The organism is Xanthomonas sp. NCPPB 2933 (genome assembly GCF_056725225.1).
The window spans coordinates 3,891,468-3,903,824 of the sequence record NZ_CM161518.1; the positions used below are offsets into that span (position 1 = coordinate 3,891,468).

At 64.2% G+C, this 12,357-nt stretch carries 7 protein-coding genes; 2 read left to right on the forward strand and 5 right to left on the reverse strand.

What is annotated here, in order from left to right:
- The first annotated feature begins 116 nt into the window (after positions 1-116).
- The gene (locus AC1PLU_RS16115) at positions 117-1,217 is read left to right on the forward strand and encodes an NADH:flavin oxidoreductase/NADH oxidase (RefSeq protein WP_481106744.1); all 1,101 of its coding nucleotides are present in this window, start codon (positions 117-119) and stop codon (positions 1,215-1,217) included.
- A 1,125-nt stretch (positions 1,218-2,342) separates the two neighbouring features.
- On the opposite strand, the gene AC1PLU_RS16120 is transcribed toward AC1PLU_RS16115, so the two are convergent.
- The 3 genes from AC1PLU_RS16120 to AC1PLU_RS16130 form a co-directional block, all read right to left on the reverse strand.
- Complete coding sequence (locus AC1PLU_RS16120; RefSeq protein ID WP_481106745.1) at positions 2,343-4,667, reverse strand: hypothetical protein; 2,325 nt, start codon at positions 4,665-4,667, stop codon at positions 2,343-2,345.
- A gap of 24 nt (positions 4,668-4,691) precedes the next feature.
- Complete coding sequence (locus AC1PLU_RS16125; RefSeq protein WP_481106746.1) at positions 4,692-6,563, reverse strand: ATP-binding protein; 1,872 nt, start codon at positions 6,561-6,563, stop codon at positions 4,692-4,694.
- Positions 6,564-6,780: 217 nt separating this feature from the next.
- Positions 6,781-8,136, reverse strand: coding sequence for a helix-turn-helix transcriptional regulator (locus tag AC1PLU_RS16130; RefSeq protein ID WP_174556022.1), 1,356 nt, complete (start codon positions 8,134-8,136; stop codon positions 6,781-6,783).
- 922 nt (positions 8,137-9,058) lie between these two features.
- On the opposite strand from AC1PLU_RS16130, the gene AC1PLU_RS16135 reads away from it, so the two are divergent.
- Entirely contained in the window at positions 9,059-9,844 is a 786-nt protein-coding gene (locus AC1PLU_RS16135) for a winged helix-turn-helix domain-containing protein (protein ID WP_023903139.1), read from the forward strand.
- Positions 9,845-9,966: 122 nt separating this feature from the next.
- Here the strand turns inward: AC1PLU_RS16135 and AC1PLU_RS16140 are convergent, their stop codons facing one another.
- Together AC1PLU_RS16140 and radA are read right to left on the reverse strand one after the other, a co-directional pair.
- Positions 9,967-10,353, reverse strand: coding sequence for a DUF805 domain-containing protein (locus AC1PLU_RS16140; protein WP_023903138.1), 387 nt, complete (start codon positions 10,351-10,353; stop codon positions 9,967-9,969).
- Positions 10,354-10,787: 434 nt separating this feature from the next.
- On the reverse strand, positions 10,788-12,179 hold the full coding sequence (gene radA / locus AC1PLU_RS16145; RefSeq protein WP_023903137.1) for a DNA repair protein RadA: 1,392 nt from the start codon (positions 12,177-12,179) through the stop codon (positions 10,788-10,790).
- Positions 12,180-12,357 lie beyond the last annotated feature (178 nt).

The window sequence follows — 12,357 nt, forward strand, 5'->3', positions numbered from 1 at the left end:
GAATAAGCCCGCCTGTGGGCAACCGCCAGTGCGTGCAACGCGCTGTGCCACCAGCGGCATGTCGGGCTGTGGCCGGGCGTGTTCTGATCGCGCCCAGACTTTTCTCAGGCTCCCCCATGTCATCGCTGTTTTCTCCGTATCAACTCAAAGACCTCACGCTGCGCAACCGCATCGCCATTCCGCCGATGTGCCAATACACCGCCGTGGACGGCCTCACCAACGACTGGCATCAGGTCCACTACGCCAGCATGGCGCGCGGCGGTGCGGGCCTGGTGATCGTCGAAGCCACCGGCGTGTCGCCGGAAGGACGCATCACGCCCGGTTGCCTGGGCCTGTGGAACGACGCCCAGGCCGAAGGCTTGGCGCGTATTGCTGCATCGATCAGCGCCGCTGGCGCGGTGCCCGGTATCCAGATCGGTCACGCCGGGCGCAAGGCCAGCGCCAACCTGCCGTGGGAAGGCGACGACCACATCGCCGACGGCGATGCGCGTGGCTGGGACACCATCTCGCCTTCAGCGGTCGCCTTCGGTGGCGGCCTGCCCAAACTGCCGCGCGAGATGACGCTGGACGACATCGCCCGCGTGCGCGGCGATTTTGTCGCCGCCGCACAGCGCGCGCGCGATGCCGGCTTCCGGTGGTTGGAGCTGCATTTTGCGCATGGTTATCTGGCGCAGAGCTTCTTCTCGGTACACGCCAATCAGCGCCAGGATCAGTACGGTGGTACTGCCGACAATCGTGGACGCTTCCTGCTGGAAACACTGCAAGCCGTGCGTGCAGTCTGGCCGGAACATCTGCCGCTCACCGCGCGCTTTGGCGTGATCGAATTCGATGGCCGCGATGAGGAGACCTTGCAGGAAGCCATCGCACTGACCCGCAACTTCAAGCAAAGCGGCCTGGATCTGCTCAACGTCAGCATGGGCTTCAGCACCCCGACCGCGCAGATTCCGTGGGGCCCGGCGTTGCTGGCGCCGTTCGCCGAGCGCGTCAGCCGCGAGGCACAGTTGCCGGTTGCCTCGTCCTGGAATATCGACGACCCGCTGGAAGCCGACCGCGTCATCGCAGCCGGGCAGATGGAACTGGTGATGATCGGCCGCGCGCACCTAGCCAATCCACATTGGCCGTATCACGCCGCGTTGGCGCTGGGCGAAGAACGCCCGTCGTGGGTGCTGCCGCCGTCGTACGCGCATTGGCTGGAGCGCTACGGCAAGCGCAGCTGATCGGACACAAGCGACATGCCCGGATGCGGCACCGCGCGCTAAGCCGGCCGCGCGCACGAAGTCAGCAGGTTTCTTGGGAATGCTTCGGTCACTGAGGGCGCTTGCACGCATACCGGCGTGGGACACGCCGCAAGTACGTCCGTGTAGGCTCTTACGCGGCATCCATGCCGCGTAAGGTCCCACGCCGGTACGCGCGCAAGCACCTCCGGCCGTTGTCGGTAGCTGAAGAAAAAGCGGCGACTGGTTAAGTAACCCTTCTTCGGATCGTGACCTTCAATGGCGAAACGATGGGTTGATGCCCACCACATCGACTGCGGAAATCGACTTTGCAATCCGCAGGCACTACGCCTGCCTGAAGCCATTGATTGCCGATCAGCAACCGCGAAGAGTCGGAGCGCGGTGTCGCATCCGGGGGCGGGACTGTGTGGCGGCATGGATGCCGCCACCGAGCCTACATGGAGGTACTTGCGGCGTGTCCCGACACCGGATGCGGCACCGCGCGCAAGCCGACCACGCACACGAAGTCAGCAGGTTCGTGGGAATGCTTCGGTTCGCTGCGGGCGCTTGCACGCGTCCCGGCGTGGGACACGCCGCAAGTACGTCCGTGTAGGCTCTTACGCGGCATCCATGCCGCGTAAGGTCCCACGCCGGGACGCGCGCAAGCACCACCACACGTGATTGGTGGCGATAGGAAAGCGGCGACTGGTTGACGGACCCTTCCTCGGATCGTGACCTTCAATGGCGAAACGATGGGTTGATGCCAACCACATCGACTGCGGAAATCGACTTTGCAATCCGCAGGCACTACGCCTGCCTGAAGCCATTGCTTGCCGATCAGCACCCGCGAAGAGTCGGAGCGCGGTGACGCATCCGGGGGCGGGACCGTGTGGCGGCATGGATGCCGCCACCGAGCCTACATGGACGTACTTGCGGCGTGTCCCGACACCGGATGCGGCACCGCGCGCAAGCCGACCACGCACACGAAGTCAGCAGGTTTCGTGGGAATGCTTCGGTTCGCTGCGGGCGCTTGCACGCGTACCGCAGTAGGACACCGGATGCAGTACCGCGCATCGACTATCCCCGCACACGACCTAAGCGGCTCAGCGATGATATTGATCGTCGCCCTTACAGCCCATAACGCTCCACTGCTTCCAGATGCGGGCGAGGATCCTGATCACAGGCCTCGGCCAAACGCAGCCAGCACATCGTGTGCGGCCACTGCGCGGTGGCGGCAAGCAAGGCCCGATGCAATTCCAACGGCGCCGCCGTTTCCGGCAGCGCCACGGTGAACAACACGCCGGGCAGGCCCGTGCTCGCATCTTCCGGGTCGAACGCATCCGGATGTTGCGGATCGATCACGTGATAATCGTCGCGACTGTGCACCCATAGCTTCCAGCCGCGGGCCTCGATCTCTTCGCGCAAGGCCTCGATTGCCGGCTCGCCAGGATGCACGCCATCCACCAGCCAACTGCTGCCGTAACCGCCCGCCTGCAGCACATGCACCTGCGCATAGGTCGGCACGAAACGCTCGCGCTCGGCCTCGTCTTCCGGTGGCGGATACAGCAACTCGGCATCGAACACCACCCAATCGCCGACATGCTGACGCCGATGCGCAGGCGCGTTTTCGAGGATGCGCGCGGTGACCGGGCCGGTGCGGCGCGCGTAATACTCGGCCGCCTCGCCGTCGTCCACACAACGCACGATCACCCATCCCCAGTTCTCTTCGACCACACCGCTGGTGCTGCTCAGCTCCATGCCGATCGCCAGCGCCGAGGCACGCACCGCCTCCCACTGCTGCGCCGCACTGGCCGCAGTCATGTGATCCCAATGCGCAGAGCGCGGTTCTTCCATCAGCTCGGTCAGTTGCCGGTAGACCTCGGCCGCTTCGGCAAACCGCCCGGTGTTGAGATACATGCGCCCCAGCAAACCGCGTGCGCCATGCGAGCCGGGCGACAGTTCCAGCAACGCGATACAGGCCTGTTCCAGCGCCGGCCAATCGGCCAGCCGCTGGGCCAGCTGTGCTTCGCACCATAGCGCCGCCACCGGCACCAACGGGCGATACAGCTGCGCCAGCCGACGCATGCCGGCGTCGTCGCCACGGCCCAGCAGCAGATTCATCAGCCGGAAGGTCGGGCTGTTCTCGCGGTCGGCATGCCGCTGCACGAATGCCCAGAGCAGCGCGATCGCCTCATCGTCGGCCGCACATGCGCTCAATGCCGACGCAGTGGTGTCCACCAACTCGGCATCGTCGGGGCGCTCGGCCACTGCCTGCAGCAACCATTGCGCCTCGCGCTCGGGGTTGCGCACCACGTCTTCGGCTTGCGCCTCCAACCATTCCAGCAACTGTGCGGCAGGCACCGGCGGCGCCTCGCCCGCCGGTGCGGTCTCGATGCGCATGGCCAAACGGTCCAGCAATTGCGTCGCGCCACGGTCCTGACGCAACTTGGGCACATGCGCACGCGCAAGCGCCAGATGCCGGCGCGCGGTCCACACCGCACCACGCTGCAACGCCAGCTCGATTGCCATCTCGGCCGCGTCGATCAGGATGCGATGCGCACCGACCTGCGCGTAATGATCCAGCATCACCTGCAAGCGGCTGCCCAGATCCCAGGTGTTGCGCTCCGGCGTGCGCGACACCAGCACCACCACTGCACGCAACCAGTGCATGCGATAGCGCGGCGCAACCTCGCGCCACGGCAGAAATGCCTCCAGCGCTTCATCGTCGCGATGCAACAGCGCCAATGCGCGCGCCTTTTGCAAACGCCGCGGCTGGCTGCAGTTGGCCCACTCTGCACCTTCGCGTGCGGCCTCGCGTTCGCGCTGTTCGATCAGCGCCAGCGCTTCTTCTGCACGGCCGAGCGAGAGCAGGATCGAGATGCGCATATCCGGCACGCCGTCGTAGATCTGCCCGCCATGCGCAAGAATGGTCTGCGACTGATCTTCCAGATAATGCAGTGCCGCCTCGCCGCGCCCATCGTCGAGCAAGGCGTCGGCTTTTTCGCAGCTCAAACACTGGTAACAGGACCAACTCGGGTCGATGCGGCCCAGCGTTTCCTCGCATACTTCGATGCGCTCTTCCACCCAGCCCGGCCCGTCGATATTGGCGTAGCACGCGGCCAGATCCTGGGTTACGCACACCGATTGCGGGCACTCCACCGCATCGGCGCGATGCGCGCGCTCGAACAGCGTCACCGCATCGCTCAGCGCACGCTCGCCTTCGCACAGATTGCCGACCCGGTTGCGCATTTCCCAGTGCCCGACGAACACCTCCAGCCACGGATTGGCCAGCGTCTTGCCCAGCGCACGCGCCTCGGGCAATAGCGCTTCGGCGCGTTCGATCTGCAGGTCGCAGATATGGTCGGTCAGGCGCGTCAGCAGTTGCGCGTTCTGCGGCTGACCGGCTTCGCCCAGATCGTCCTGCAGCTTTTCAACCCAGTTCCAGATTTCCATCCTGTTGCTCCTTCGATGCGGCGCTCAGCGCGCCAGCAGTTGGGTCACGGCCTCGGCAAGATCGCCGAAAGCCCGGTTCAAATCCGATCCGCCCGACGCGCTGGCGCCCGGCTGCGGCTGGGTGCGCCCCTGCGCCGACACGATCACCTTGAGCGAGCGCAGCAGCCGCGCCGCCACCGCCGCCTGCGGATTGCCGGCACGCTGCGCCGCCAGCAATGCCTGCAGCGCCGGGTTGTCGAGATTGAGATACAGCCGCTGGGTCTGGCGTGCTTCGATCCCCGCAGTGAACTGCCGGGCCAGCCGCAACGCAGCAGTGGACACGCGCTTGTCGTTTTCGTCCTGCTCCAGACGGCGTTTCAGTTCGGCCTCACGGTCGGGCACCACCACCAACGGCAATGCTTCCGGGCTAAAACGCGCCGGCACCAAGGCTTCGCCATCGCCCAGATGCTGTTCCAGCCAGGCCAGTTCGTCGGCCGGCAAGCTGTCGTCCAATTGGAACAACTGCCGGTTGCCCTGCTCGGTGCCCAGCTCGACCAGCCGCACGCCCTTGGCCTGCGCCCAGCGACGCAGGAACGGCACCACCGCATAGCGATTTCCGTAGGCCACCGGCACGCCCATCGCGCGGAACAGCATCTCTTCGAAACCGCTGTCGCTGTCCAGGATCACATGCACTGCGCCACGCGCCGGCAACTGCTGGGCCGGCAGATCGCCTTGCGAGGTCGGCACCCGCACGTGTTCCATCAGCAACTCGAACAGGCGCTCGTCGCACAAGGCCGCGCCCAGCAAGGCCTCGTTGTGGCGCAGCAGGATGCGTCGCCAGGCTTCCGGCTGCTGACGTGCAACATCGGCCAGACCTTGCACCAGCGCTTCGGACAGCGCGTGCTGCACCGCCGTGTAGGTGGAGTCGCGCTGCAGATCCTCGCGGCTGGCGGTGGGCGTCAGCCGATTGGATTCGATCACCCCGCCGATGAAGCCCGCCCACGGCGGCAGCAGCTCGCGTGCGTTGTCGTCCAGCAGCATGCCGCGCAGGAACACCGACAGATTGCGGTTGTCGCTGGTGCCGTAGGTCGCCCCGTCCTGTACCCATAGCAAGCCGACCGCATCGCTGCCCTCCTCCGTGCGCACCGGCATGCAGCACAGCGGTTCGAAGTTGCGCTCGAAGCGCGCGGCAAACTCGCGTTGCCGCCGCCAGGCCTGCACCGGATGCAAGGGCACCGCATCGTGCATGCGCCACGGTGGCGGCTCGGGGTTGATCGCCTGCGCATCGCCGCCGATCCAGATCGGCTCGCGCAACAGCGCGCAGTAGCGCGACAGGATCTCGCGCAGCCGCCCTTCCTGGGCCAGCGACAGATAGTCTTCATGCAGTTCCAGCACCACTTCGGTGCCGACCTGCGCACGCGCAGGAATAGGGCTGACCGTGTATTGCTCGGCGTTGCTGGAGATGTAGCAATGCCCCAACGTTGGTGTCTGGTACGAGGTGGTGCGCACGGTGACCCGGCGCGCCAGCACAAAGGCCGACAAAAACCCCAGCCCGAACATGCCGATCAGGCCGCTGTCTTCGTGCCCGCCCTGACGCAGCCCACGCGTATAGCCCACGCCCACGGTGGCCAGATAATCGTGAATTTCCTGCTGGGTCAGCCCGGCGCCGGTATCGACGATGCGCACGATGCCCTGGGCCGCATCGGCATGCACTTCGATGCGCGATTCGCCTTGCCAGTCGGGTTGTTCCAGGCGGCGGCGCAGGATCGAGTCGTGCGCGTTCTGCACCAACTCGCGCAACGCGACCACCGGTGTGGAATAGAGGTGCTTGCTGAGGACGGACATCAGTCCGTTGAGATCGACGCCTGCACGGCGGATCTGAGAGGCGTCCGTCGCCTCGGAGGTGTGATCTTGCATGATCGTTTGTCGTTTCCTTGGCGGCCACGCCCATCCTCGGACGCGCCTTCCTGGGTGGCAATGCGAGCCGGAAAGCATAGCCGCAAGCCACGCCGCACGCACGCACGTCTCAATTCGGATCCCTCCACCGCACTGCGACCGGACATCGCTGCTGCATCACCCACCGGAAACGAAGCGCCACGGCCTGCATGACTGCACGGCCGTGGCGCCAGACACATTATCGCTGCAAGGTTTCCATCGGTGCCTCATTGAAGTGCTGGCGGTAGCCCTTGGCCAGCGCCGAGCGGCTGCCCACGCCCCAACGGCTTGCCGCCTGCAGCACACTGCCGCAGCCGCCTTCGGCCAGCAGTTCGTCGCGGATGCTCTGCATCCGGTAACGGCGCAACACCTGGGTCGGCGACAGCCCGGTGGCGGACTTGAACGCCTGCTGCAGGGCGCGCCCGGTCACCCCGATCTGCGCAGCCACTTCATTGATCGACAGATCCGAGCGATGCGCATTGGTGATCATGTAGGTGTAGGCACGCCGGTACTTGGCCGGCAGACGCGCCGAGATGTCGTCGCTCACATGCGCCGGGGTACCGCTTTCCAGCAGGCGCGGCGCCTGCACCTCGCTGCGCAGGCATTGCACCGCACCCAACGCATACCGGTTGTAGAGCAACAACGCCTGCTCGGTCTTGCCCAACGCCTGGCTGATCTTGGCCTGGCAATACTCGAACTCCAGATTCCAGCGCGGCGCATGGTGCCGGCCGGCACCGGCCAACGCACGCTCGGCCAGATCCGCACGCCCCACCGCCAACGCAGCCAGCGCCAGTTCCACCTGCGCGTCCTGGCGGGCGCACGGCGGGCAACCGGTGGCCGCTGCCGGCAACGCATCGATCTGCGCATCGAAACCGAAGGTATCGCCACCGGCAATCCGCAGCAGGTTGCGCACATGCCGCATGCGCTGGGCGAGCACCGGCATGCTCTCGGCCAGATCGGCGATGCAGGCGCGCAGCTCGTTGGGCTCGAAGGCATGCGCCGCATCTTCCTGGCGCAGCGTGGCCTGCCAGAACACGTGGTCGCTCATGCGATCGGAGCGACGGATGCGCAGCTGCGCAATCATGTCAAGGCGCAGCGCGGTGGCGATCCGCAGCCAATCGCTCGCACCGGTCTCCAGTTCCGAAAGCACCTCGTTGGCGCGCTCCAGCGTCTGCAGCGCGAGCGTGCTCTGGCCCAGATGGAAGTGCGTCAACGCTTTACCCAACAGGCTCTCGCCGCACAGGCAGGACGGTGTCTCGCGGTCCATCGCCAGCTGCGCAAAACAGTTCAACGCGGCGCTCAGCCGGCGCTGGCTCAGCATCAACCAGGCGGTGTTGCGGCACGACAGCAGCCGCAGCTGCCGTTGATGCCCACGCATCGCCTTCAACGCATGGCGATAGGCATCTTCGGCTTCTTCCTGATACTCCAGGATCAGCAGCGCGTCACCACTGGCGCCGAGCAGGCTGACTTCATCGTCGCCGCCATCCGAGGCGGCCTGCCCGTCGCGGCGTTGTTGAAGGTGTTGCAGACCCTGCGGCCAGGCACCAACCAGCATCCTGCTTGTATAGGTAGGAAGACGGTCTGCGTACGACAACGCAGAGATCGCTGCGAGGTAGGTGGAAAGGATCATGCCAGGCTCTCTCTTAGGGGGATGAGCAAAAAACAACCAATTTCGCCGGTCTTTTGGCGCAATCGATTGTATGCAGCGGATCCAATGGAATTTCTCACTTTGGGGCACTAAGAAAATCAAAAATTCTCACTCTGTGCCGAGCCGTGCCAGTCGCACAGCGTGCAGAGCATGTGGGCATTTTTTGCACTCCAGGTCCGATGTCGTGCACAGGACATCGCACGACATGCGATTGCGTATTGAAGACATCGGCTCCTGCAGCAAGACCCTGGCGGTGCCGGAACGTCTCGGAACACCTCGCTTCCACGCGCAGCTCGCGTTGTCGAAGCATGTCGTGGCAATGACTGCATGTCGATTGCGTGTGGTAACAGACGCACTCTCCGCGAATAGAAACTTCGGCGATCCGCCGCGTCGATAAACCGCCGACATATTCCACAAGCGCTATAACAGCGAATAAATTGCAATACCTTGGTCTATACCTGACCAATTGGTCTGGATGTCTGCGGACCCGGGCGATTTTCTGGCGCTTCCGCAGCGCCATCCGCCGCAGCAATGTCGTAATTTTGTTATTTCCGACGCATCCATGCCTAAATGTAAGAGCTCCGTTACGCCTATCTGAGCGCACGTTAAAGCCAACCCACGCAAAGCCGAAGAAAAGTACGCAGCAGTGAAACTTTCTGCCTCGCCAATGGTACATACCATTCGTCTGATCTCGGTCAGACCCTCCCTGGTAGCCGAAAGGTTTGGCGATGTACTTATCTATATACGTGGGTTTTGTATTGGCGCCGGCTGCCCGTCACAGGCACCCGACATACGACTGGTACGCATGCCGACATGGGAAGGCTGGCTGATGTACGCCAACGCTTCCGGCAAGCAAGGATCGGCTTTCCTGTTGACGCAGGATGCGCGTCTGGCCTCGCAGGTCAACGCGAGCCTCGCTCCGCTCGCGCCGAGTTTTGCGGTCTTTTCCGACGAGCTCGAACTACTGCGCTCGCTGCGACATTCCCCTTGCGAGCTGCTGGTGTTCGATGCGACCTGCGTTGCCTCCGACGATAGTTCGCTGCTGGCCTGGCAGCGCTGCCATAGCGGCCATCCAACGCCATTGATCGTGCTGGGGCGTTTCGATTGCCCCAACGACATCCTGGCCTGGTATCGCGCTGGTGCGCAGGACGTGCTGGCGCTGCCGTTCAATTCGCATGAGTTGCATGTCCGCGCGGCATTGGCGATCTCGCCGGTGGCGCAGGCATGCCCGGAAACGCAGCAGCTTAGCGTTGGGCCCTACCAGTTGATCCGCGACGAGAACACCGTGTATCTGCACGGCAAGCCGATCGTGCTCACCGCACGCGAGTTTTCGATTGCCTGGTTGCTGTTCTCCAGCCCCGGTGTGTGCTTCCGCCGCTGCCAATTGGCCAAGGCGGTATGGGGCAGCCATACCGAGTTCACCGACCGCACCATGGAGCAGCACATCTACAAGCTGCGCAAGAAGTTACAGCTGTGCAATCACAGTGGCGCGGTGCGCATCAGAACCGTGTATTCGCATGGCTACAAGCTGGAACTTGCACTGCATGACACAGATGCAGTGACCCCGGGCAAGCTCACACCCCAGAACGCGGCAAGCCACGCTGCGGCGTGCTGATCCAGACGCGTCTTGACGTGGTGCGTGCCGACGCAAGGCTTGTTTCAAGCTAATAAAATTGCACAAACGACAACGGCGCAGGGACTACCCTGCGCCGTTGTTCGATAGATCAGTGCGTCCGGTTACTGCTTGGGGCTTTCACCGTATTCGTTCGGGCCCGGGGTGCCGTCCATGCACATGAAGACCAGCAGGACGATCGCGCCCACGTAAGGCACCAGGCTGATCAGATAGAACCAGCCGGACTTGCCCTGGTCATGCAGGCGACGCACGGTCACTGCAATGCCCGGCACGATCATTGCCAGGCCGACGATCATGATGATGGCAAACACCACCCACGCCAGCGGGCCGGGGCCGTTGTCGCCGCCGCCTATCGCCGCCGCGACGCCGAAAATGCCGCCCAGCACCAGCAGAACAATCATCTGCAGCAAGAAGAACATCCAGTATTCCTTGCGACGCGAGCGACCGGTGAAGTCGGCGTAGCGCTTGAGCGGCAACAACATCCATTCCATTGTGATTCTCCAGGTAAGAGCAGTCAGCGGTGTCTGTGATCCGGTGCACGGTGCAACGGGCCGCGCATGGTGCCATAGCCGCACTCTTTCTGAAAACGTTTTCTCGACAATCAAATGCAAATACAGCCGTCTATCCGACAGACGGTTTGCAGTGCTCAGTCGCAGCGGAGGGGCGCGGTCAACGCACCAACCAGACCGGCTGACGTTGTGCACACGGCACGTCGCCGCCGCAGCTCGTGACGCGCACTGAAGGTTGCCAGGTTTTCAACGATGACTCTGGCCAAGCGTGCGCTCTTGAGAGGCGATCGTCAGGGCGTCCGATCGCTCATCGACGGTCGGGACGAGCGCAACATGCGGCTGCCTGACGTGGTCGAGGCGATGCTGCCGCCACGTTCGACACTGCTCAGCGCAGCGCCCGCCGATCTGCGTGGACCTCAGTCAGCCGCCGCTTCCAAGGCCTGGCTCAGCCGCTCCACCGCAATGATCTCCATGCCCTTGATGCTGGTGGTCTTCGGTGCATTGGCCTTGGGCACGATCGCGCGCTTGAAACCATGGGTGGCGGCTTCTTTCAGGCGGTCCTCGCCGTTGGGCACCGGCCGGATCTCGCCGGACAACCCCACCTCGCCGAAGGCGATCGTCTTCTCGGCCAATGGCCGGTCGCGCAACGAGGACAACACTGCCAGCAACACCGGCAGATCGGCCGCGGTTTCCTGCACCCGGATGCCGCCGACCACGTTGACGAAGACGTCCTGATCGCCCACCACGATGCCGCCATGGCGATGCAGTACCGCCAGCAGCATCGCCAACCGGTTCTGTTCCAGGCCTACCGCGACCCGGCGCGGATTGGACAACGGCGAGGCATCCACCAGCGCCTGCACTTCCACCATCAACGGCCGGGTGCCTTCGCGGGTGACCATCACGCAACTGCCGGGCTGCTGGGTGCTGCCGCCGGACAGGAAGATCGCCGACGGGTTGGAGACCTCCTTGAGGCCCTTCTCGCCCATCGCGAACACCCCCAGCTCGTTGACCGCACCGAAGCGATTCTTGAAGGCGCGCAGCAAGCGAAACCGGCTGCCGCTCTCGCCTTCGAAGTACAGCACCGCATCGACCATATGCTCCAGCACGCGCGGCCCCGCGATGCCGCCTTCCTTGGTCACATGGCCGACCAGGAAGACGGCGGTGCCGGTTTCCTTGGCATAGCGCACCAGCCGCGCCGCGCTCTCGCGCACCTGGCTCACCGAACCCGGCGCTGCGGTCAGCGATTCGGTCCACAAGGTCTGTACCGAATCGGCCACGATCAGCTTCGGCCGCGCCACGCTGGCGTGCTGCAGGATATTTTCGATGCCGGTTTCGGCCAGCGCATTCAGGCCTTCCAACGGCAGATCCAGGCGCACCGCACGTCCTGCGACCTGGGCCAGCGATTCTTCGCCAGTCACGTACAACACCGGCAGCGTACTGGCCATGCTGGCCAATGCTTGCAGCAACAACGTCGACTTGCCGATGCCGGGGTCGCCACCGATCAACACCACCGCGCCTTCGACCAGGCCGCCGCCCAGCACCCGATCGAACTCGCCGATGCCGGTGGATACGCGCGATTGCTCGGATTGGCGCACGTCCTTGAGCGCGGTGATCTTGGGCGCCTCGGTCTTGCCCGACCAACCGGTGCGGCGCGAAGCGGCCGGCGATGCCTTGCCACCGGGGGTTGCGCTTTCGAGCACGATTTCGCTGAGCGTATTCCACACCCCGCACTCGGTGCACTGCCCCTGCCACTTGTTGTATTCGGCGCCACACTCGCCGCAGACATAGGCTATTTTTGCCTTCGCCATCGTCAGTTAGCCAATCGTTTCTGGAGCGACAGCATAGTCGCCGCCGGTCTCAGGATGCGCGACGCTGGCGCTTGGCGCCGGGATTCGGGATTCGGGATTCGGGATTCGGGATTCGGGATTCGGACAGGCTGACGCGCTGTTCGATTGCGCGCAACTGGACACTTCAACAACGGCGCTC

Coding starts and splice junctions, on each gene's coding strand:
- AC1PLU_RS16115 (WP_481106744.1), top strand. CDS start 117: ATGTCATCGCTGTTTTCTCCGTATCAACTCAAAGACCTCACGCTGCGC.
- AC1PLU_RS16120 (WP_481106745.1), bottom strand. CDS start 4,667: ATGGAAATCTGGAACTGGGTTGAAAAGCTGCAGGACGATCTGGGCGAA.
- AC1PLU_RS16125 (WP_481106746.1), bottom strand. CDS start 6,563: ATGCAAGATCACACCTCCGAGGCGACGGACGCCTCTCAGATCCGCCGT.
- AC1PLU_RS16130 (WP_174556022.1), bottom strand. CDS start 8,136: ATGCTGGTTGGTGCCTGGCCGCAGGGTCTGCAACACCTTCAACAACGC.
- AC1PLU_RS16135 (WP_023903139.1), top strand. CDS start 9,059: ATGTACGCCAACGCTTCCGGCAAGCAAGGATCGGCTTTCCTGTTGACG.
- AC1PLU_RS16140 (WP_023903138.1), bottom strand. CDS start 10,353: ATGGAATGGATGTTGTTGCCGCTCAAGCGCTACGCCGACTTCACCGGT.
- radA (WP_023903137.1), bottom strand. CDS start 12,179: ATGGCGAAGGCAAAAATAGCCTATGTCTGCGGCGAGTGTGGCGCCGAA.